Source organism: Thalassococcus profundi (assembly GCF_003344785.1).
Classification (GTDB): domain Bacteria; phylum Pseudomonadota; class Alphaproteobacteria; order Rhodobacterales; family Rhodobacteraceae; genus Puniceibacterium; species Puniceibacterium profundi.
In genome coordinates, this window is record NZ_QPMK01000014.1 from 60,513 (window position 1) to 82,770 (window position 22,258).

At 65.4% G+C, this 22,258-nt stretch carries 19 protein-coding genes and 1 pseudogene; 7 read left to right on the plus strand and 13 right to left on the minus strand.

All coding sequences use genetic code 11. The features are described from left to right. Positions 1-77: 77 nt before the first annotated feature. The gene (locus tag DU478_RS16145; protein ID WP_114512007.1) at positions 78-857 is read right to left on the minus strand and encodes an SDR family oxidoreductase; all 780 of its coding nucleotides are present in this window, start codon (positions 855-857) and stop codon (positions 78-80) included. Between the two features lie 129 nt (positions 858-986). Here DU478_RS16145 and DU478_RS16150 point away from each other — a divergent pair, with 129 nt between their 5' ends. After that, complete coding sequence (locus tag DU478_RS16150) at positions 987-2,003, plus strand: Hint domain-containing protein (protein ID WP_114512008.1); 1,017 nt, start codon at positions 987-989, stop codon at positions 2,001-2,003. 112 nt (positions 2,004-2,115) lie between these two features. Here DU478_RS16150 and DU478_RS16155 read toward each other — a convergent pair whose 3' ends face one another. Together DU478_RS16155 and DU478_RS16160 are read right to left on the minus strand one after the other, a co-directional pair. Then, complete coding sequence (locus DU478_RS16155; protein WP_114512009.1) at positions 2,116-2,901, minus strand: aspartate dehydrogenase; 786 nt, start codon at positions 2,899-2,901, stop codon at positions 2,116-2,118. Between the two features lie 40 nt (positions 2,902-2,941). Then, positions 2,942-3,196, minus strand: a pseudogene (locus tag DU478_RS16160) (DUF7218 family protein). A 254-nt stretch (positions 3,197-3,450) separates the two neighbouring features. Between DU478_RS16160 and DU478_RS16165 the strand changes: the two are divergent. From DU478_RS16165 to DU478_RS16190, 6 genes are all read left to right on the plus strand, one after another. Then, complete coding sequence (locus DU478_RS16165) at positions 3,451-4,935, plus strand: cytochrome c (protein ID WP_158545800.1); 1,485 nt, start codon at positions 3,451-3,453, stop codon at positions 4,933-4,935. A 44-nt stretch (positions 4,936-4,979) separates the two neighbouring features. After that, complete coding sequence (locus DU478_RS16170) at positions 4,980-6,587, plus strand: peptide chain release factor 3 (RefSeq protein WP_114512011.1); 1,608 nt, start codon at positions 4,980-4,982, stop codon at positions 6,585-6,587. Positions 6,588-6,858: 271 nt separating this feature from the next. Further along, positions 6,859-8,598 carry a glycosyltransferase family 2 protein gene (locus DU478_RS16175; RefSeq protein ID WP_114512012.1) on the plus strand — a complete coding sequence of 580 codons (1,740 nt, stop codon included), beginning with the start codon at positions 6,859-6,861 and terminating at the stop codon, positions 8,596-8,598. Then, on the plus strand, positions 8,595-9,548 hold the full coding sequence (locus DU478_RS16180) for a glycosyltransferase family 2 protein (RefSeq protein WP_114512013.1): 954 nt from the start codon (positions 8,595-8,597) through the stop codon (positions 9,546-9,548). Before DU478_RS16175 ends, DU478_RS16180 begins: the two co-directional genes overlap by 4 nt. Before the next feature lie 223 nt (positions 9,549-9,771). Continuing rightward, positions 9,772-11,226, plus strand: a complete 1,455-nt coding sequence (locus DU478_RS16185; RefSeq protein ID WP_114512014.1) for a DEAD/DEAH box helicase — start codon at positions 9,772-9,774, stop codon at positions 11,224-11,226. Positions 11,227-11,349: 123 nt separating this feature from the next. Continuing rightward, on the plus strand, positions 11,350-11,568 hold the full coding sequence (locus DU478_RS16190) for a tautomerase family protein (protein ID WP_114512015.1): 219 nt from the start codon (positions 11,350-11,352) through the stop codon (positions 11,566-11,568). 155 nt (positions 11,569-11,723) lie between these two features. Here the strand turns inward: DU478_RS16190 and DU478_RS16195 are convergent, their stop codons facing one another. From DU478_RS16195 to nuoI, 10 genes are all read right to left on the minus strand, one after another. Continuing rightward, positions 11,724-13,391 carry a ribonuclease J gene (locus tag DU478_RS16195; RefSeq protein WP_114512016.1) on the minus strand — a complete coding sequence of 556 codons (1,668 nt, stop codon included), beginning with the start codon at positions 13,389-13,391 and terminating at the stop codon, positions 11,724-11,726. Between the two features lie 3 nt (positions 13,392-13,394). Beyond that, on the minus strand, positions 13,395-14,168 hold the full coding sequence (locus tag DU478_RS16200) for a type III pantothenate kinase (RefSeq protein ID WP_114512017.1): 774 nt from the start codon (positions 14,166-14,168) through the stop codon (positions 13,395-13,397). Positions 14,169-14,183: 15 nt separating this feature from the next. Further along, positions 14,184-14,930 carry a biotin--[acetyl-CoA-carboxylase] ligase gene (locus DU478_RS16205; RefSeq protein ID WP_114512018.1) on the minus strand — a complete coding sequence of 249 codons (747 nt, stop codon included), beginning with the start codon at positions 14,928-14,930 and terminating at the stop codon, positions 14,184-14,186. Between the two features lie 123 nt (positions 14,931-15,053). Beyond that, positions 15,054-16,496 carry an NADH-quinone oxidoreductase subunit NuoN gene (nuoN, locus tag DU478_RS16210; RefSeq protein WP_114512019.1) on the minus strand — a complete coding sequence of 481 codons (1,443 nt, stop codon included), beginning with the start codon at positions 16,494-16,496 and terminating at the stop codon, positions 15,054-15,056. A gap of 12 nt (positions 16,497-16,508) precedes the next feature. Continuing rightward, entirely contained in the window at positions 16,509-18,059 is a 1,551-nt protein-coding gene (locus tag DU478_RS16215) for an NADH-quinone oxidoreductase subunit M (RefSeq protein WP_114512020.1), read from the minus strand. Continuing rightward, positions 18,059-20,218, minus strand: a complete 2,160-nt coding sequence (gene nuoL, locus DU478_RS16220; RefSeq protein WP_114512021.1) for an NADH-quinone oxidoreductase subunit L — start codon at positions 20,216-20,218, stop codon at positions 18,059-18,061. The genes DU478_RS16215 and nuoL overlap by 1 nt, the downstream gene beginning before the upstream one ends. A 4-nt stretch (positions 20,219-20,222) precedes the next feature. Then, a complete protein-coding gene (gene nuoK / locus DU478_RS16225) occupies positions 20,223-20,528 on the minus strand; it encodes an NADH-quinone oxidoreductase subunit NuoK (protein WP_114512022.1) in 306 nt (101 codons plus the stop codon). 162 nt (positions 20,529-20,690) lie between these two features. Next, positions 20,691-21,293, minus strand: coding sequence for an NADH-quinone oxidoreductase subunit J (locus DU478_RS16230; RefSeq protein ID WP_114512023.1), 603 nt, complete (start codon positions 21,291-21,293; stop codon positions 20,691-20,693). Further along, positions 21,290-21,697 carry a carboxymuconolactone decarboxylase family protein gene (locus tag DU478_RS16235; protein WP_114512024.1) on the minus strand — a complete coding sequence of 136 codons (408 nt, stop codon included), beginning with the start codon at positions 21,695-21,697 and terminating at the stop codon, positions 21,290-21,292. The genes DU478_RS16230 and DU478_RS16235 overlap by 4 nt, the downstream gene beginning before the upstream one ends. 66 nt (positions 21,698-21,763) lie before the next feature. Then, positions 21,764-22,258 carry an NADH-quinone oxidoreductase subunit NuoI gene (nuoI, locus tag DU478_RS16240; RefSeq protein WP_114512025.1) on the minus strand — a complete coding sequence of 165 codons (495 nt, stop codon included), beginning with the start codon at positions 22,256-22,258 and terminating at the stop codon, positions 21,764-21,766.

Here is a 22,258-nt window from a genome sequence, read left to right on the forward strand (position 1 = left end):
CCCTTCTCCGGTTTTCAATACCCCTCGGGGGAGTCCGCCTGCGGCGGACGGGGGCAGAGCCCCCCGCACCGCCCGCCTCAGAGCGTGGCGTTGATGCCGCCGCCGTCCAGCAGGATGTTCTGACCGACGATGAACCCCGCATGCTGCGAACAGAGATAGGCACACATGGCGCCGAATTCCTCTGCCGTGCCGTAGCGCCGCGCCGGGATCGTTGCCGCCCGCCGCGCCCGCGCCTCTTCGAGAGAGATGCCCTCGGACTTGGACACGCCCCCGTCCAGGGCATCGGCGCGGTCGGTGGCGTGGATGCCGGGCAGCAGGTTGTTGACGATCACCCCCATCGGCGCCACCTGCCGCGCGGTGCCCGCGACATAGCCGGTGAGACCGGTGCGCGCGGCATTGGACAGGCCCAGCTGTGCGATCGGCGCCTTCACCGATTGCGAGGTGATGTTGACCACCCGGCCCCAGCCACGCTCGGCCATGCCGGGCATCAGCGCGGTCATCAGCGCGATGGGCGTGAGCATGTTGGCATCCAGTGCGGCGATGAAATCGTCGCGGTCCCAGTCCGACCACAACCCCGGCGGCGGTCCGCCCGCGTTGGTCACGAGGATGTCCACGTCACCCGCCGCGGCCAGTACCTCGGCCCGGCCCGACTCGGAGGTGATGTCGGCGGCCACCGCCGTCGCCTCGACGCCGTATCGCGACCGAATCGCCTCTGCCGTGGCCTTCAGGGCCTCGGCCCCGCGGGCGTTCAGCACCAGCGACACCCCCGCTTCGGCCAATGCCTCGGCGCAGCCGCGGCCCAGCCCCTTGCTCGATGCGCAGACCAGTGCGCGCTTGCCCTTGATGCCCAGATCCATTGCCATCCCCTTGTTCCGGCGTGCCGGAAAAACACCCGGCTGACGGCCAGTTGATGACACAATCGCGCCGCATAGACTAGGCAAGACCGTGAATATGGCCCATCCTCGGGCCACTCGAAAAGTGGTGTCATGTCCGCATTCCAATCCCATCGCCCGGCCCAGAGCATCGGCGTCTACCGCGCCGAACATCTGCGCGTGATCAGCGGCGCCAACCTGGGCGACCCGGTGAGCATTGCCGAGGAGATGATGCTCGACGACATCTATCGTCTGTCCCCGGTCGCATCGCAGATACGGCTGAGCCTGATTGCCCGCGCCGAACCGCCCTTCAGGGTGGCAAGCGACACCGAGGCGGGCACACCCGGTGCCAATCTCTATCTCGACTGCTGCATCACGTTGATGACCGGCGCCGGCCAGACCACCGAAGCGCTGGTGATCGTGGAAACCGATGCCGAGGGCGGCATCAGCGGCACCTTCCTTCTGCCGCTGGCGCCGCTGGACGCGCAGACGGATTACGCGCTGGTGGGCATCAGCCCCGACACGGCGCTGCAGAAATTCGCTCAGGTGGCCTGCGTGTCCTTCACCCGCGGGACCGCCATCACCCTGGCCTCGGGCGAACAGCGCCGGGTCGAGGATCTGACGGTCGGCGACCGCGTGCTGACCCGCGACGACGGCCCGCAGCCGATCCGCTGGATCGGCCATACCACCACCCGCGCGGTCGGCGCCTTCGCCCCGATCCGCATCCGCGCCGGCACGCTGCACAACGTCAACGACCTCGTGGTCAGCCCCGACCACCGGCTCTTCATCTACCAGCGCACCGACCGGCTGGGCGCGGGCCGGCCCGAGCTGCTGGTCAAGGCGCGGCATCTGATCAACGGCGACACCGTGGTGCGGCAATCGGGCGGCTTCGTCGATTATTTCCAGATGCTCTTCGATCACCACCAGATCATCTACGCCGAGGGCATCGCGGCGGAATCGATGCTGGTCGACACCCGCACCCGCGCCGCGCTGCCGGAAGAGGTGAACGCCCGGCTCGAGACGCTGATCCCCGGCCACCGCGCCAGCGGACACCGCGAGATCGAGGTGCAGGAATCGCTCTTGCGCCGGCCCGACGCCGCCGATCTTCTGCGCAAATCCTCCGGCGGTTGAGGCCACAGCCTGACGCTGCTCGCGTTAGGTCTGAAGCAATAAGCGCTGCGTGAAATCAAGTATTTCACAGCGACAAGAGATGCATCTCGCTTCAGGGCAAACGCAAATCGCCCTAGAACCGCATCACGTCCCGACGGTCCAGCACCGCGCGCACGGCACTCATCGCAGCCAGAGCCGAAGATCGCGGATTGCCCTCCAGCGCCTGCCCCTCGATGCGAAACGACAACTCGCCAAAGGCGCCCTTGGCGTGGATTTCATGGATATTCGCGGTGGCCTCCGGGTCGGCGATCAGCGTGACCGCCGTGGCATCGAACCCGATGCCCGCAAGCGCGACAGCCGCCGCGACATTGGCATTCTTTGGATAAAGCCGCGCCGCATCACGGGCGGAGCCGTCGAAATGCACCGCCGCCCTGCCGTCCAGCGCCCCGAGGTCCAGAACCTTTTCGGCAGGCGATCCGACCCACCCCTGCGGCGGCTTGCGACCGACATAGGTGACGCTGTCGAGCCCGCCAATCGCCGCCGCGCGCAGGGCATCCAGACCGCCGATGGCGCCGCTGCAAAGATGCAGAACGCCCCCGCCTTCCCGTGCGGCCTGCGTGAGCCGCGCGTGCAGGTCGGCATCAGCCAGCGCCCCCAGCGACAAGGTCACCAAGGGCAGCCCGTTGCCGAGGATCGCCAGGCCATGTGCAGACAGACCGCCGTGCCCGGCGCAATCGACCACCACGTCCGGCCTCGCGTCCCCGATCCCGGTCGCGACCGGGACGTCACCGAAAACCGATGCCGCCGCGTCTTCGCGCCCGGCCCGCGCGAGGATCATCGACAGCTGCGCCCCCTCGGACTCCAGCGCCCGCCCGACGTAAGCGGCAATCGCGCCGTATCCGATGATCGCGACCTGCATGACTCTCCCCCGCGGCACAGACCTGCAGTATCGGCCGGCATCAGTGGTTGCGCAATGCGGCGATCAACGCGTCCTTGTCCATGTCCGACCGGCCCTCGATCTCCAGTTCCTGCGCCCGCTCATAGAGTTCGTCCTTGGTCCACTCCTCATAGGGTGGCGCCTTGCCGCCCTTCCTGGAGGGTTTCATCCGGTCGTTGGCCTGCGCATTGGCGATGCGCGCCGCCTATTCCTTGCTGGCGCCCTGATCGCGCAGCGCCTGGTAGGTGTCTTCATCCTTGATCGACGGATTCGGCATGTCGTGCTCCATTTCGGCTGTTGGGTAGCTGCGCTGACAACCCCCGACCGCATGCTTGCGTTCCGAAATCGGGAACCGTTCCGGCGCCGGTCGCGTTCAAAATGCATGCCAAAGTGAAAGGTTTCCTCATGCGCGCTGTCCTCGCCGGTCTCGGTCCCGTCTCGTTTAGTCTTGCCATTGCACTGGGGACCGCCGCGTCGGCGCAGAGTACGCAGGTCGGAGATACCGGGGATCAGAGTACGGAAGCGCAGGACATGGGAGACCGGAGCTCGGGGGGATCGGAGGACAGGATCTCGCCGGACGATCGCGGCGCTTATCTCACCAACATCGCCGGCTGCACCCATTGCCACACCGCCCGCGACGGCCAGCCCTTCGCCGGCGGCCAGACCCTGGTGACGCCGTTTGGAAACCTGATCACGCCGAATATCACCCCGCATGAAACCGGCATCGGCGGCTGGACGCAGGAACAGTTTACGCGCGCCCTGCGCGAAGGTCTCAACGAAGAGGGCAAACCGCTCTATCCCGGCATGCCCTACGAATCCTATACCAAGATGAGCGATGAGGATGTCGCGGCGATCTGGTCCTATGTCTCCACCGTCGAACCGGTCGACAACGAGGTCGAGACGGTGCAGTTGCCGTTTCCCTACAACGTCCGCTCTGCTGTCGAAGTCTGGCAGTCGATGTATTTCGAACCGGGCCGGTTCGAGCCCGACCCCGATCACGACGCACAGACGCAGCGCGGCGCCTACCTTGTGGAGGCACTGGCCCATTGCGGCACCTGCCACACGCCGCGCAACGCCATGGGCGCGAAGATCGAGTCGCGGCGTTTCCAGGGCGCATCGGCCGAGCAATGGTACGCCCCCGATATCAGCAAGGGCCCGAATTCCGTGCTGACGAAGTGGAACGAGGAAGACCTGATCGGCTTCCTGTCGGACGAGCACTCGCGCAACATCCCCGCCTTCGGGCCGATGAGCCAGATGACCAACAGCCTGTCCAAGGCCACGCCCGAGGATGTGGCGGCCATCGCGCATTACATGCTGAACGCCCAGCCCGAGCCGGAAGACACAGTGACGGTGGACATCGAACCGCTTCCCGCCGATGTCGCAAGCCTCGGCGCCAGCGTCTTCGCCTCCAATTGCCAGAGTTGTCACAGCGAGACCGGCGAAGGCAAACCCGGCGTCGCCGCCAATCTCGTGAACAACGGCGGTGTGGTCGCGCAGTCTCCTAACAACGTCATCTCGGTCCTGTTGCAGGGCATCGCCCCCAATGACGACTACGGCGTCATGCCGAGCTTTGCCGACACCCTGAGCGACGAAGAACTGGCCGCGGTCGCCAACCACGTGCGCCGCAGCTGGGGCAACGAAGGCCCGGAACTGGCCACGCCGTCGCTGGTCGACAGGCTGCGCGCCCAGAACCCCGAACCCGAGGGCGCGGTGGACCTCGCCGTCAACTGCCGCTCGGTGTCGGACGAGGCGCTGACCGACGACCTCAAAACCGCCCTGTCGGAGCGCGCGCAGGATCCGTCGGACGACGCTGCGAGCCTGTCCGAGACCGCCGCCGCCTTCGTCGCGGCCCGCCCCGAGATGACGCGCGACGAACGGCTGCTGTCGTTGGGGGCGCTCTACTGCCGCGAACTGGCCATCGCCAATCCAGGTATGGCCGAAGACGACTTCCTGTCAGCCAATCTCAGCTTCATGGAAGACGCCTCCGCGGCGCTGAGCGACGGCCCGCGGGACTAGCGGCATTCTTGCAAAGGCATGAGCGCGGGCCTATACGCGCGCTCATGCTGGACACGCCCACCAACCGCCCCGCCCTGCCGCCGGAAATCGCCCGGCGCCGCACCTTTGCGATCATCTCGCATCCCGATGCGGGCAAGACCACGCTGACGGAGAAATTCCTGCTCTACGGCGGCGCGATCCAGATGGCGGGGCAGGTGCGCGCCAAGGGCGAAGCACGGCGCACCCGCTCGGATTTCATGCAGATGGAAAAGGACCGGGGCATTTCGGTTTCGGCCTCGGCCATGTCTTTCGATTTCAAGAACTTCCGGTTCAACCTCGTCGACACGCCCGGCCACTCGGACTTTTCCGAGGACACCTACCGCACGCTGACGGCGGTCGATGCGGCGGTGATGGTCATCGACGGCGCCAAGGGCGTGGAAAGCCAGACGCAAAAGCTCTTCGAGGTCTGCCGCCTGCGCGACCTGCCGATCCTGACCTTCTGCAACAAGATGGACCGCGAAAGCCGCGACACCTTCGAGATCATCGACGAGATCCAGGAAAACCTCGCCATCGACGTGACCCCGGCAAGCTGGCCCATCGGCATGGGCCGCGACTTCCTCGGCTGCTACGACATCCTGCGCGACAGGCTGGAACTGATGGACCGCGCCGACCGCAACAAGGTCGCGGAAAGCATCGAGATCAACGGGCTGGACGATCCGCTGCTCGACAAGCACGTTCCGGCGGAACAACTGGCCAAGCTGCGCGAAGAGGTCGAAATGGCGCGCGAACTGCTGCCCGCGCTCGACCCGCAGGCGGTGCTCGAAGGGCACATGACGCCGATCTGGTTCGGCTCGGCGATCAACTCCTTCGGAGTCAAGGAACTGATGAACGGCATCGGCACCTATGGGCCGCAACCGCAGGTGCAATCCGCGACACCCCGCGCCATCGCGCCCGAGGAAACCAAGGTTTCCGGCTTCGTCTTCAAGGTGCAGGCCAACATGGACCCCAAGCATCGAGACCGGGTGGCCTTCGTGCGCCTCGCCTCGGGGCATTTCGAGCGGGGCATGAAGCTCACGCATGTGCGCTCGAAGAAGCAGATGGCGGTGACCAGCCCGGTGCTGTTCCTCGCCGCCGACCGCGAACTGGCCGAAGAGGCCTGGGCCGGCGACATCATCGGCATACCGAACCATGGCCAACTGCGCATCGGCGACACGCTGACAGAAGGCGAGGCGCTGCGGGTGTCTGGCATCCCCAGCTTCGCGCCGGAACTGCTGCAGTCGGTGCGCGCGGGCGATCCGATGAAGGCCAAGCACCTGGAAAAGGCGCTGATGCAGTTCGCCGAGGAAGGCGCCGCCAAGGTCTTCAAACCCGCCTTCGGCTCGGGCTTCATCGTCGGCGTCGTGGGCGCCCTGCAATTCGAGGTGCTGGGCAGCCGGATCGAGATGGAATACGGCCTGCCGGTGCGGTTCGAGCCGTCGCAATTCACCTCTGCCCGCTGGGTCCACGGCCCCAAGGACAAGGTCGACGCCTTCATGACCGCCAACAAGCAGCACATCGGCCACGACAACGACGGCGACATTGTCTACCTCACGCGGCTGCAATGGGACATCGACCGCGTGGCACGGGACTATCCGGACGTCACCCTCTCGAACACCAAGGAAATGATGGTCTGAGACGGGCCATCCGGCATTGGGGGGCCAGCCCCCCCAAACCCCCCGGAGGTTTATCGGCAAGATGAAGCAGGGGCGCGGCGCTCCATCTTCATCTTGCCAAAAAACTCCCGCCGGAGGCTTCCGGCGATTGCCGGTAATGCGACCGCCGGACCGGCTCGTCACCTCTGCAAAGGGCGTGCCACAGCCTCGGGCTGTGGCGCATAAGGCGCGCGCGGCACGCGCGCTCCGCCGGATCAATTGCCTTGGCGTGAAAGACGGCTACTCTGCGCCCATGAACAGCGACGCGTCCACCTATCCCGGCGGGTTTTCCGCCATCCTGACCCAGATGGAGGGGCGGCGCGGCGCTGTCGATCACGGCCCCGGCGAAGGTCTGCCGCCGCTGGACCTCGACCTTGCCCCGCTCTGCACCCGGATCGTGCAGGACCCCGAAACCGATCCCGCCGAGGCCACGGAGTCGCGCACCGGCTATGCCCGCAAGCGCCGGGCGCTGCGCGCGGAATTCACCGGGCTGTCGGAGCTGGCCTGTCTCAACGGGTTGCTCATCGCGCATCTGCGCAAGCGCGAGCAGCCGCCGCAGACCGCGCCGCTCTTCCGCCGTCTCTGGACCGAGCAGTCGGCGCACCTGCTGGGCCAGCTCAACCCGCGCTGGCTGGTGTCCTCGATCACCACCTTCGGCGATCACCCGGCCAATGCGGTGCAGCGCTCGGTCGGCCTGTCGCTGACCGTGCTCTTCGGGATGATGAAGCTCTACGAATCCGAGCGGGTGTTCTCCGGCCTCACACCCGACCGTGCCTTCCCGCTCGACGGCAAGGTCAAGGCGCGGCTGCCGATGGAGATGGATGCCTATTCGATCACCAATGGCGGGCTCGACGTCAACCTTCTGGGGCGGCTCTGGATCGAGGCCGGCGAGGATGCCGCCGTCGCGCCGCTGGCGCGGCACCTGCTCGACATGCTGATCCGCGACGACCGCACCCTGTTTCGCCGCCTCGCCACCATGCGCCAGCGCAAGACCCGCCGCGAGCCGCCGAAAAAGGCCAAGCCGCGCAACATTGCGCCCGTCGCCGCGCGGGCGCAGGCGCGTGACCCCGAGGCGCTGCGCTGGGGCCTTGTCACCACGCTCAAGGCGCCGCTGCGCGAGGCGGCGCGCTTCGCCGCGCATCACCTGGAACTGGGCGCACATGCGCTGCATCTCTATCTCGATGCGCCAGAACCCGAGACCGTCGCCTTCCTCGACCGTCACCCGCGCATCCATATCACCCAGTGCACCGATGGCTGGTGGCGCGAGATCGGCAAGCCGCGGCCCGAGGCGCACCAGCTGCGCCAGGCCCATAACGCCACACGCGCCTTGCGCGACACGGCCGGGACACTCGACTGGCTGGGGCACATCGATGTCGATGAATACCTGCTGCCCGACACGCCCCTGCCGCGGTTGCTGGCCGCCATCGACCCGTCCCACGCCGCCGCCCGTGTCCAGCCGGCCGAGGCCCTCGCCGATGGCGGCGGGCAGCATTTCAAGCTCACGCACAAGGCCGCCGACCAGCGCAAGGCGGTGGTGCAGGACATCTATCCCACCTTCGGGATGCACCTCTACGGCGGGTTTCTCAGCCATCACTCGGGCAAGATCTTCGCCCGCCCCGGCATTCCCGAGACGCGGCTCGGCATCCACGCGCTCAAATACCGCGGCGAGGAAGCCACCAATGCGACGCTGCTGCGGGGCCTCTACCTGGGCCATTTCCACGCGCCCAGCTGGGACCATTTCCGCAGCCATTTCGACTTCCGCCGCAGCAAGGGGTCCTACCGCGACCGGGCCGAACGCGACAAGACCGAGCTCTCGGACATCCTGGCCTTCCTCGCCGAAGAAGAGGGCGACGAAGGGCTCAGAATGTTCTTCGACGAGGTTTGCGCCGACACGCCGGATTTGCGCGCGCGGCTGGCGGCGCATGGCATGCTGCTCACGCGCGAGATGGACCGCGACGCCGCCGTGGCCCGCGTCTTCGGGGCGCTGCCGTGACCCGCTGGGGGATCGTCTCGACCATCAAGGCACCGCTGGCCGAGATCGTCGATTTCGCCGCCTGGCACCTCGATGCCGGGGCGGCGCATCTCTACATCTACCTCGACGAGGACGTGCCCGACACGCAGGCCGCGCTGAATGCCCATCCCGCGATCACCGCCCTGCACACCGATGCCGCCTGGTGGGACAAGCGCGGCGGCCGGCCGGAAAAGCACCAGGTGCGCCAGTCCGTCAATGCCCGCCACGCCAACAACCGGTTCGTGAACAAGGACAGCCCGGGGCTCGACTGGCTCGCCCATATCGACGTCGATGAATTCCTGATCTCCGACATCCCCATCGCAGAGCATCTTGCAAGCCTCGCGCCCGAAACGCTCTGCGCCCGGGTGCGCCCGATGGAGGCCCTGCAAAGCGACGGACCAGCGCATGTGTTCAAGGCCTTTCACCTGCCCCAGGCGGCCCGCCAGCGCGCCGCCGAAACCTGCTTTCCCACCTGGAGCGCACATCTCTCGGGCGGGTTCCTGAGCCACGTGGCCGGCAAGCTCTTCTTTCGAACCGGGCTCAAGGGATTGCAGATCAGGATTCACAACATCACCCTCGATGATGCGCAGAACCCCGGCCAGGTCGAACTGCCGCAGGTCGCGCTGGCGCATATGCATGCAGCAAGCTGGGACCGGTTCATCGCCGCCTACCGGTTCCGGCTGGCCCGCGGGTCCTACCGGGCCGAGCTCAAGCCGCAGGTGCGCGGCACGGGGTCGCAAAACCTGCACGATCTCTTGCGCGGGATCGAGGCGGAAGGCGGCGAGCCGGCCCTGCGCGCCTTCTACGACGAAGTCGGTACCGCGACACCCGCCTTGTGTGCGCGCCTCGAAAGAGAAGGGCTGTTGCGCCGGTTGGACCTGAAGCTTCCTGAACGGCGCGCGCGGCATTTTCCGGACATCGCGACCGCGTGACCTCGGACACGCGACAATCGAGGTGATTTTCACCGATTGCGGCCTATGTCCAGCCATGTATCGTATCAGTTTTGCAACCGAATGTCCGGTTACGTTGACGCTTTCCCGGGTTTTCTATACAAGCCGCGCACGGGTCACAGATGTGGATAACCACAGGGCCGTCCGGGCCTGACCCTCCAACCAGACGTACGGGCCAGATCGTGTCCGTAAGTATCGGATACAGATGACAAAATTCTCTGACCTGAACTTGAACCCCAAGGTTCTCAAAGCCATCGAAGAAGCCGGATACGAGTCTCCGACCCCGATCCAGGCCGGTGCGATTCCGCCTGCTCTCGAAGGACGGGACGTGCTGGGCATCGCGCAGACCGGCACCGGCAAGACGGCAAGCTTTACCCTGCCGATGATCACCATGCTGGCCCGCGGCCGCGCCCGCGCACGGATGCCGCGCAGCCTGGTGCTCTGCCCGACGCGCGAACTGGCCGCGCAGGTGGCGGAAAACTTCGACACCTATGCCAAGCACGTGAAGCTGACCAAGGCGCTGCTCATCGGAGGCGTCAGCTTCAAGGAGCAGGACCAGCTCATCGACAAGGGCGTCGACGTGCTGATCGCGACGCCGGGCCGCCTGCTCGACCATTTCGAGCGCGGCAAGCTGATCCTGTCGGACGTCAAGGTCATGGTGGTGGACGAAGCCGACCGGATGCTCGACATGGGCTTCATCCCGGATATCGAGAAGATCTTCGGCCTGACGCCATTCACCCGCCAGACGCTGTTCTTCTCCGCCACCATGGCATCCGAGATCGAGCGCATCACCAACACCTTCCTCAGCAATCCCGCCCGGATCGAGGTCGCCCGCCAGGCCACCGCCTCGGAGACCATCCAGCAGGGCGTGGTCATGTTCAAGGGCTCGCGCCGCGACCGCGAGGCCAGCGAAAAGCGCAAGGTGCTGCGCATGCTGATCGACAACGAAGGCGACACATGCACAAACGCGATCATCTTCTGCAACCGCAAGGTGGATGTGGATATCGTCGCGAAATCGCTCAAGAAATATGGCTATGACGCGGCCCCGATCCACGGCGATCTGGACCAGTCGCAGCGCACCCGCACGCTCGACGGCTTCCGCGCCGGCGACCTGCGGTTCCTCGTGGCCTCGGACGTCGCGGCGCGCGGGCTCGACGTGCCCGCGGTCAGCCACGTGTTCAACTTCGACGTGCCCAGCCATGCCGAGGATTACGTGCACCGCATCGGCCGCACGGGCCGCGCCGGCCGCGACGGCAAGGCGCTGATGATCTGCGTGCCGAAGGACGAAAAGAACTTCGACGATATCGAGAAGCTGATCCAGAAGCCGATCCCGCGTCTTGAGAACCCGCTGCAATCCGGCGCGCCCACCGGAGAGCCCGAAGACGACGGTTCCACCGCCGCAGAAAAGCCCAAGCGCAGCCGGTCACGGTCGCGCAAGAGCACGCCCAAGTCCGACGCGGCCCCCGCCGCGAAAGAGCAGGCGGCGCCCGAGACCGTTTCCGCCGAGGCCCCGAAAAAATCTGAAAAATCCGACCAGGGCGGCTCCCAGGACCGTGGGCGCGGCGGATCGAACCGCGGCCGCGACACAAAGGTCGTCGGCATGGGCGACCACTTGCCCAGCTTCATCGCGCTCAGCTTCGAGGATCGCCGGGCAAGCTGATCTCGAAGCACTCCGCTCGAATACGCCGCCGGCCCGCACCACGGGCCGGCGTTTTTGCGTCAGCCGTTCACCGAATCGCCGCTCTGCCCTACCCTTTCGCGATTATCGGAAAAGGGTTCGCAGATGCCGTCCATGGAAATCCAGGTGCTCGAAGGCGTATTCGATGCAGAGGAAAAAGCGCAGATCATCACCCGCGTGACCGAGGCATTCGCCTCCGTCGCGGGACAGACCATCGCCGGCGGCCTGTCGGTCCGGATCCAGGAAATCCGAAGCGGCGCCTGGGGCTACGGCGGCACGGTCCTCAGCACCGAAGACGCGCTGGCGATGAAGGCCCGGGGCTGACGCTTCTGCCCTTCTCCGGTTTTCAATAACCCTCGGGGGACGGAGCGAAGCCTGCTTCGCTCCGGGGGGCAGAGCCCCCCAAAATCAAAACTGCGGGACAGAGCCCCCTAAAACAAAACTGTGGGGCAGAGCCCCCCAATTCAAGAAACGGCCGCTCAGCTCAGCCGGCTGACCACCACCGTGACCTCGGGCTTCTTGCCGATCTCGTTCTGCGCCGCCTGCCGCGCCACCCGGCGCAGCCCCTCCTCGAGCTTGTCGTCGTCGGTCAGGGTCTTGTCCCCGGCGCGGCCCAGGAACTGTCCCAGCTCCTCTTCCAGCACGTCGACCAGCGGCACACGGCTTCGGCCTTCCTCGGGCAGGCCCATGATCTCGCACCAGGGATCGCCCAGCGGGTCGTCGTTCTCGTCGAGGATCACCGTGACGATCACGTGCCCGTTCAGCGCCATGCGGATGCGGTCGCGCACCACGCCATCCAGCGCGCCGATCTGCACCGTTCCGTCCACGTAGGTCCGCCCCGTCTCCACGTATTCCGCCACCGTCGGGCTGTTGCCGGAAAGGTCGATCATCATCCCGTTGACCGCCAGCACACCCTTGCGCCCCGACGCCTCGGCCAGCTTCACATGCTCGCGCAGGTGCCGGTGCTCGCCGTGCATGGGCACGACGATCTGCGGCCGCGTCACCGCGTGCATCATCTCGAGGTCCGGCCGGTTGGCATGGCCCGAGACGTGATAGAGCCCGTCGCTGTCGTCGACCACATCGACGCCCATCTCGGAAAACTGGTTGATGATGCGGATGACGCCCTTCTCGTTGCCCGGAATGGTCTTGGAGCTGAAGAGAAAGAGGTCGCCCTCCTTCATCGTCAGTCCCTGGTACTTGCCGCGCGCCAGCTGCGCGCTGGCCGCCCGGCGTTCCCCCTGGCTGCCGGTGACCAGAAGCATCAGGTTCTCGCGCGGCACCGAGCCGGCATCCTCGGGCGAGATCACCGACGGGAACCCCTTGAGCACTCCGGTCTCGACCGCCGCCTCGATCATCCGGCGCATGGCGCGGCCCAGAAGGACGATGGACCGCCCCGCGCGTTCGCCGGCCTCGGCCAGGGTCTTGACCCGGGCCACGTTGCTGGCAAAGGTCGTCGCCACCACCATGCCGCGGGCGCCCGCCACCAGCTTTTCGATCTCGGGGCCGACGGTGGATTCGGACCGTCCCGGATGGCGCGAAAAGACGTTGGTGGAATCGCAGACCAGCGCCTTCACCCCGTCCTTCGCCACTTCTTCCCAAAGCGCCCGATCAAAGGCTTCGCCCACCACCGGCGTCTCGTCGAGCTTGAAATCGCCGGTGTGGATGAGCCGCCCCTCGGGGCAGTCGATCACGAGCGCGGAGCTTTCGGGGATCGAATGCGACACCGGCAGGAAGCCGACCTTGAAAGGACCCGCGGCAATCTGCTCGGGCCAGGCCGAGGCGGTCTTGACCGTCTGTTCGGAATGGCCGTGCTCTTCCATCTTGCGCCGGGCGATATTGGCGGTGAAGGCGCGGGCATGGATCGGCGCGCCGAGGCTTTCCCAGAAATGCCCCACCGCGCCGACATGGTCCTCATGGGCGTGGGTGATGAAGATGGCCTCGAGCCGGTCACGCCGTTCCTTCAGCCAGGTGATGTCGGGCAGGATCAGGTCCACGCCCGGGGTGGTGTCCATGTCGGGAAAGGTCACGCCAAGATCGACCAGGATCAGGCGTTCCTGGTCTGGTTTGCCGTAGCCGTAGACATAGGCGTTCATGCCGATTTCGCCGGCCCCGCCGAGGGGCATGTAGATCAGCCGTTCGCTGCTCATTGATTATCCTATCGCTTTGTTATGCTTATGAATCACGGTCAGCCCGTGCATCGTCAGATCGTCCCGGAAAACGTCGAAGAGGTCTTCCGTCTGCTGGAACAGGGGCGCCAGCCCGCCCGTCGAGATGATTTTCATCGGCCGTTCCCGTTCGGCCTTGATCCGGGCGCAGATCTCCTTGATGAGGCCGATATAGCCCCAGAAGATCCCCGATTGCATGCAGGCGACGGTGTTCGTGCCCACCACGCTCTGCGGTTTCGAAATGTCCACATGCGGCAGCGCCGCCGCCGCCTGGTGCAGGGCCGAGAGGCTGAGGTTCACACCCGGCGCGATCACCCCGCCCACGTAGGCGCCGTCGTGGTCGACCACGTCGAAGGTCGTGGCGGTGCCGAAATCCACCACGATCAGGTCGCCGCCATAGAGGTCGTGGCCCGCCACCGTGTTGACCAGCCGGTCCGGCCCCACCGCCGTGCCCGCATCGACCCGTACATCGACGGGCAGTGCGCATTCGGGTTTGCCCACGACGATGGGCCGCGTGTTGAAATACCGGTCGGCGAGAACCCGCAGGTTGAAGACCACCCGCGGCACGGTCGAGGACACGATCATGTCGGTGATCTCGGCCTCGATCTTCTGGAAGGCCATCAAAGTGGACAGCCAGACGTAATACTGGTCCGCCGTGCGCTGATGCTCGGTCGAGGTCCGCCAGGTCGCGATGAACCGCGTGCCGTCCCAGATCGAGAACACGGTGTTGGTGTTGCCGCAGTCGATGGCCAGAAGCATGACCCGCCCCCTTCGTCAGAAAAACACGTCGGCGGCGGGAATATGCGCGCGCCCCGCACCGGTGGCCAGCACCAGGTTGCCCGCCGCATCCACCGTCTCGAACGTGCCCACGGTTTCCGTCCCGCCCGCCCGCGCGGTGATCGTCTCGCCCAGCCGCGCCGCCCGCAACAGCCAGGCCTGCCGCACCGGGGCGAAGCCCTGCGTCACGAACAGCGTCTCGACCTTGGCATAGGCCGCCGCCAGCAACGTCAGGAACTCTTCCGGCGTCACGGCCACGCCCGTGGCGGACATCAGCGCCACCGGCGACACGGCGCCCGGCTCAAGCGCGGCACATTCCGGCGGGTGCAGGAGGTTCACACCGATGCCGATGGCCAGGTGCTGCACGCCCTGCCGGACCCCGAGGCTTTCGAGCAGGATGCCTGCCACCTTGCCGCCGTTGAGCAGCACGTCGTTGGGCCATTTCAGCGTGAGCCCCGCCGTGCGCCCGGTCGCCATGACCAAGGCCTCGTGCAGCGCCAGCGCCGCCACGAAGGATCGCAGGGCCACGATGTCCGGCGTTTCGGTGGGACGCATCAGCAGGGTCGCGGCAAGGTTGCCCTCGGGGTTGATCCATGCCCGCCCGCGCCGCCCGCGCGCCGCGGTCTGCCGCCTGGCGAGGATCCAGGTCGGACCGGCCAGCGAGATGGCCAGCCGCGCGGCTTCGGCATTGGTGCTGTCGACCTCGTCGAGCACCCGCAGGTCGTAGCCCTCGGGCCAGCTCATCCGCCCACCCGCTTCATCTTGCCGGTTAAACTCCCGCCGGAGGCCGCGCAGGCCTGCCTGCGCACAAACCAAAAGCGACGCGCCTCTGGCGCGTCACAATTGGATCCACCTGCCGTTGTGCGGTCAGTTGACAAGCGTCGCCGCAGCGGCGGCGGCCGCGCCCTCGATGCCGAACAGGTTGACCACCCCCAGCACCATGATCGCGGCAGAGGCCATGAGAAAGCCCCAAAGCACCGGCGACCGGCCCTTGTCGAGCCCCTCGTCCTGCTCTTCGCCGAAATACATGAAGTAGACGATGCGCAGGTAGTAGAAGGCACCGATGACCGACGCCACCACACCGGCCACCGCAAGCCAGGCCAACCCGCCCTCGTAGGCGGCGCGCAACACGTAGAGCTTGCCGAAGAAGCCCACCAGCGGCGGCACGCCGGCGAGGCTGAAGAGCAGTACCAGCATCGCCAGCGCCTTGCCCGGTTCCTTTTTCGAGTACATGTTGAGCGACGCGATGTCGGTGACCGGCGCGCCGTCCCGTTCCATGCTGAGGATGAAGGCGAAGGTGCCGACGTTCATGGTGACGTAGATCGCCATGTAGATCAGCAGCGCCTGCACGCCGAAGGCGGTACCCGCGGCCAGCCCCATCAGCGCATAGCCCATATGTGCGATCGAGGAATAGGCCATCAGCCGCTTGATGTTGGTTTGGCCGATGGCGGCGAAGGCACCCAGGAACATCGACAGCAGCGACAGGAAGGCGATCACCTGCTGCCAATCGCCCACCGCATTGCCGAAGGCATCGTGCAGAAGCCGCGCGAAAAGCGCCATGGCCGCGACCTTGGGGGCCGTTGCAAAGAAGGCCGTAACCGGGGTCGGCGCGCCTTCGTAGACGTCGGGTGTCCACATGTGGAACGGCACCGCCGAGACCTTGAAGGCAAGGCCCGAAGCCAGAAGCACCAGGCCGAAAAGCAGACCGATGGACAGGTCGCCCGACTGCGCGGTCTGGATGATGCCCGAGAACAGCGTCGTCCCGGCAAAGCCGTAAGTCAGCGATGCACCATAGAGCAGCAGGCCCGAGCTGAGCGCGCCCAGCACGAAATACTTGAGCCCCGCCTCGGTCGACTTCACGCTGTCGCGGCGCAGGGAGGCCACGACGTAAAGCGCCAGCGACTGCAGCTCCAGCCCCATGTAAAGCGCCATGAGGTCGCCGGCCGAGACCATCATCATCATGCCGACGACACTCAGGCAGACCAGCAGCGGGTATTCGAAGCGCAGCAGGTCGCGGCGGCTCATGTACTCTTGGCTCATCAGCAGCACGCAGGCCGCCGAGACCAGGATCGTGACCTTGGCGAAGCGGGCGAAGGCGTCGTCGACGAACATTCCGCCAAAGGCCGCGTTGCTGCCGTCGCCGCTCATCCCGATCCAGATGCCGAGGCCCAGGAACAGGGCCGAGGTGACCCATACCAGCGCCGGGGCCAGCTTGTCCTTTTCGGTATAGACCGCGCCTATCAGCGCCAGCATGGCAAAGACCGACAGCACGATCTCTGGCAGGATGACGGTCAGATCAGCCTCAATCATTGTCTCAGCCCCTCAGTGTTCTGCTTGCGCGGCCACCTGGGTCGAGGCGCGCGCCTCGGCCAGGGCCGTGTCGTAGTTGGAAACCAGCGCCTCGACGCTCGGTCCGATGCGATCGAGGATCGGCGCGGGATAGACCCCCATCCAGATCGTCATGACCACCAGCGGCGCAAAGATCGCCTTTTCGCGGCGGCTCATGTCCTTGATCGTGCGCAGGCTCTCCTTGATGAGGTCCCCCATCACCACCCGGCGATAGAGCCAGAGCGCATAGGCCGCCGACAGGATCACCCCCGAGGTCGCGACCAGCGCCACCCATGTGTTGACCTGGAAAATGCCCATCAGCGTCAGGAATTCCCCGATGAAGCCGCTGGTGCCCGGCAGGCCCACGTTGGCCATGGTGAAAAGCATGAAGATCAGCGCATAGGCCGGCATCCGGTTCACGAGGCCGCCGTAGGCGTCGATGTCGCGGGTGTGCATCCGGTCGTAGATCACGCCGACGCAGAGAAAAAGCGCGCCCGAGATGAAGCCGTGGCTGATCATCTGGAAGATCGCCCCGTCGATGCCCTGCTGGTTGGCGGCGAAGATGCCCATGGTGACATAGCCCATGTGCGCCACGGACGAATAGGCAATGAGCTTCTTCATGTCCTCCTGGACCAGCGCGACCAGCGAGGTGTAGACGATCGCGATGGCGCTCATCCACAGAACGAGCGGCGTCAGCACCTCGGCGCCGACCGGGAACATCGGTAGAGAAAAGCGCAGGAAGCCGTAGCCGCCCATCTTCAGAAGGATCGCCGCCAGCACCACCGACCCCGCGGTCGGCGCCTGCACGTGCGCATCCGGCAGCCAGGTGTGCACCGGCCACATCGGCATCTTGACCGCGAAGCTGGCGAAGAACGCCAGGAACATCAGCGTCTGCATGCCGCCGATGATCGGCATGCCGAGGATCGACAGGGGCGCGGAGTCGAAGTCATGCACCATCAGCGTCGGGATGTCGGTGGTTCCCGCATCGGCAAACATCGCCACCATCGCGACCAGCATCAGCACCGACCCGAGGAAGGTGTAGAGGAAAAACTTGAAGCTCGCGTAGATGCGGTTCTTGCCGCCCCAGATGCCGATGATCAGGAACATCGGGATGAGCCCCGCCTCGAAGAAGAGGTAGAAGAGCACCAGGTCCAGCGCCATGAAGACGCCGAGCATCAGCGTTTCCAGCAGCAGGAAGGCGATCATGTACTCCTTGACCCGGGTGGTCACATCCCAGGAGGCTGCGATCACCAGCGGCATCATGAAGGTGGTGAGCATGACGAAGAGCACCGAAATGCCGTCGACGCCCATCTTGTATTGCAGGCCCAGCAGCCAGGCGCCCTCTTCGACCATCTGGAACCCGGTGTCGTTCCGGTCGAACTGCGCCAGGATGAAGAGCGAGATCAGGAAGGTGGCACCGGTCGCGATCAGCGCCAGCCACTTGGCGTTGCGGTCCGCCGCCGCGTCGCCGCCGCGCAGGAACAGCGCCAGGATCGCCGCCGCCAGGGCCGGCAGGAAGGTGACGATGGAAAGCAGGTTGTCCATTACTGCGCTCCTCCGCTCAGCGTCATCCAGGTGATGAGCAGCGCAAGCCCGATCACCATGGCGAAGGCATAGGTGAAGATGTAACCGGACTGCGCGCGGCCCGCGAGGCGGGTGACGAAGGGCACAAAGCCCATGGCCACGCCGTTGATCGACCCGTCGATGACATCGCCGTCGCCCCGCTTCCACAGCAACCGGCCAAGCGCCTTGGAGGGCTGCACGAAGAGGAAGTCATAGGCTTCGTCGAAGTACCACTTGTTGAGCAGGAAGAGGTACAGCGGGCGTTGGCTTTCGGCCAGCCGCTTGGGCAGCGACGGGTTGACGATGTAGAACAGGATCGCCGTGGCAAGGCCGATCAGCATCGCGATGAAGGGGCTGATCTTGACCCAGGTCGGCGCGTGGTGGGCCTCGTCCATGACATGATTGTCCGGCGCCATGTAGATGGCGCCCTCGCCCGGTGCCGCGGCGCTGGCGGTGTCGGTGCCGTGATCCTCGGTCGGTTCGGTGGCATCCGCCACGGCGGCTTCGGTATCGCCCTCGGCCAGTTCCTCGACGGCCTCTACAGCGCCTTCGCCGTGATCGTCGGCGGCGGCCTCGGTGCCGTGGCCGTCCTCGGATGCCTCGGCGTGGTGCGTGGGGATCCCGAAGAAGCGGTTCACCTGCGCATGGTCGCCGAAGAAGCTGCCGTACCAGATCATGCCCGAGAAGATCGCGCCGAGCGCCAGCACGCCCAGCGGCACCAGCATGACCATCGGGCTTTCATGCGCATGGGCATGGGTGTGCTTGTCGCCCCGCGCCTCGCCGAAGAAGGTCAGGAAGATCAGCCGCCAGCTGTAGAAGCTGGTGAAGAGCGCCGCGATCACCAGCATCCAGAAGGCATAACCTCCTTGCGTCCCGGCCCAGGCGCTTTCGATCACCGCGTCCTTCGACAGGAAACCGGCGAACCCGATGTGGGTGAGCGGAATGCCGACGCCGGTGATGGCCAACGTGCCGATCATCATCGCCCAGAAGGTGTAGGGGATCTTCTTCCGCAGCGCGCCGTAGTTGCGCATGTCCTGTTCGTGATGCATCGCGTGGATCACCGACCCGGCACCGAGGAACAGCATCGCCTTGAAGAAGGCGTGCGTGAAGAGGTGGAACATCGCCACCGAGTAGACGCCGACACCGGCGGCGACGAACATGTAGCCCAGCTGCGAACAGGTCGAATAGGCGATCACGCGCTTGATGTCGTTCTGAACAAGGCCGACGGTCGCGGCGAAGAACGCGGTGGTGGCGCCAAGGAAGGTGACGAAGGCCATCGCCTCGGGCGCAAATTCCATCAGCGGCGACATGCGGCAGACCAGGAACACGCCCGCTGTCACCATAGTCGCCGCGTGAATGAGCGCCGACACAGGCGTCGGGCCTTCCATCGCGTCCGGCAGCCAGGTGTGCAGGAAAAGCTGGGCGGATTTGCCCATGGCGCCGATAAAGAGCAGGAAGGCGATGAGGTTCGCCGCGTTCCACTCTGTCCAGAGGAACGTCAGCTGCGTCTCGGCCAGTTCGGGCGCAGCGGCAAAGATGTCGTCGAAGCGGATCGAATCCACCAGGAAGAACAGCGCGAAGATGCCCAGGGCGAAACCGAAGTCGCCCACGCGGTTGACCACGAACGCCTTGATCGCAGCCGCGTTGGCGGTGGGCTTGCGGTAGTAGAACCCGATCAGCAGGTAGGACGCGACGCCCACGCCTTCCCAGCCGAAGAACATCTGCACGAGGTTGTCGCTGGTCACCAGCATCAGCATGGCGAAGGTGAAGAAGGACAGGTAGGCGAAGAAGCGCGGCTTGTAGACCTCGCCCTCTTTCCACTGCGGATCGTGATCCATGTAGCCGAAGGAATAGAGATGCACGAGCGCCGACACGGTGGTCACGACGATCAGCATGATCGCGGTCAGACGGTCCAACCGGATCGACCAGTCGGTCGACAGCGTGCCGCTCTCGATCCAGCGCATGATCTGGATGTGGTCGGTGGTGCCGTCATGGGTGAAAAAGACGATCCACGACAGCGCGCAGGCAAAGAACAGCAGGCCCGTGGTGATCCACATGGCGCCGCGTTCGCCGATCAGCTTCCAGCCGAACCCGCCGATGATCGCCCCCACGAGCGGGGAAAACAGGATGAGCGATTCCATGGGATCAGCCTTTCATCACGTTGACGTCTTCCACGGCGATGGTGCCGCGGTTGCGGAAGAAGCAGACCAGGATGGCCAGGCCGATGGCGGCCTCGGCGGCGGCAACGGTCAGCACGAAGAGCGTGAAGACCTGCCCCACGAGATCCCCCAGGAAGGACGAGAAGGCGACGAGGTTGATGTTCACCGCCAGCAGCATCAGCTCGATGCTCATCAGGAGGATGATGATGTTCTTGCGGTTCAGAAACAGCCCGAAGATGCCGATGACGAACAGCGTCGCCGCAACCGTCAGATAGTGTTCAATTCCGATCATCTTGTCCCTCCGGGCCGCGCCCGTCCGATTGTCTGTCGGCCCGGCGTTGCCCGCCTTTGGCCTTTGGTCACCGGTGGTCAGCCACCGAAATATCCGTTCGCCACCGCGACGCCCACGACAATGGCCACGACGACGGCGATCAGGGTGCCCCGGTTCATGGCCTCAGAGCCCCTGCCCCGGTTTCACGTCCCGCAGCTCCATCGCCTTGGCCGGATCGCGGTACATCTGCGCCAGCACGTTCTGGCGCTTGACGTCCGAACGGTGGCGCAGCGTCAGCACGATCGCCCCGATCATCGCAACCAGCAGGATCAGACCCGCCAGCTGGAAGAGCAGGAAATACTGGTCATAGAGCACCAGCCCCAGTGCGGCGGTGTTCTGCACCTCGGGGTTGATGACCTGCGCGCGCAGGCCCTCTGCGCCCTCGGCACTCTGCCAGGCGCCGAAGGCGATGGTCATCTGCATCAGCAGGACCAGCCCGATCAGCAGCGCCAGCGGCATGTATTTCGCCATTTCCGCCTTCAGCTCTGCGAAATCGACGTCGAGCATCATCACGACGAACAGAAACAGCACCGCCACGGCGCCCACGTAGACGATGATCAGCAGCATCGCCACGAATTCCGCCCCCAGCAGCACGAAAAGCCCCGCGGAACTGAGGAAGGCGAGGATCAGCCAGAGCACCGAATGCACCGGGTGGCGGCTGATGACCGTGAAAAGGCCCCCCGCGATGGTGCTGATGGCGAAAAGGTAGAAGGCAAAGACGCTCATGGTTCCTCATCCTTGTTGTCTTCCATCACCTCGCGCGCGAGGTCCATGGCGCGGGTCATGGCCGGGATGCCGGCGAACATCGACATTTGTGCGATGGTCTCGGCGATCTCGTCGCGTGTGGCCCCCGCTTCGAGCGCATGGCGCACGGTCATGCGCAGCTGGGTGTCCGCCTGCGCGCCTTGCATGGTCAGACCCGCAAGTGTCAATAGCAGCCGGGTCTTGGCATCCAGCCCGTCTTTGCTCAGCCCCTTGCCGAACCACATCTCCATGGCTTCCTTGGGCATGGTCGGCCAGAGCTTTTCGAAACCCTTGGGATTGAAGGTCTCCATCGCCGGGTTGAAGGCCTTGGCCATCTCCTGCGCCTGGGCCATCATCAGCTCGAACGGGGTCTTCGGATCAGACATATCCGCCTCCCCAGGAATTTCCGAAAATTCCTGGCAAAAGTTTCCGAAAACTTTTGGGCGCATGGGTCATCTGTAGGGCGCATCCATTTCCAGGTTGCGCGCGATTTCGGCTTCCCAGCGCTCGCCGTTCTCCAGGAGCTTGGCCTTGTCGTAGTAGAGCTCTTCGCGAGTCTCGGTGGAGAATTCGAAGTTCGGCCCCTCGACGATGGCATCGACCGGGCAGGCTTCCTGGCAGAAGCCGCAGTAGATGCACTTGGTCATGTCGATGTCGTATCGCGTGGTGCGCCGGCTGCCGTCGTCGCGGGGTTCCGCGTCGATGGTGATCGCCTGCGCCGGGCAGATCGCCTCGCAGAGCTTGCAGGCGATGCAGCGTTCCTCGCCGTTGGGATAGCGGCGCAGGGCGTGTTCGCCGCGGAACCGCGGCGACAGCGGACCCTTTTCATGCGGGTAGTTCAGCGTCGCCTTCTTGCCGAAGAAATACTTCAGCCCCAGTTTCATACCGACCCAGACATCCTGTAGCAGGAAGTACTTGGCCGCGCGGGTATAGTCCATTTGCGTCAT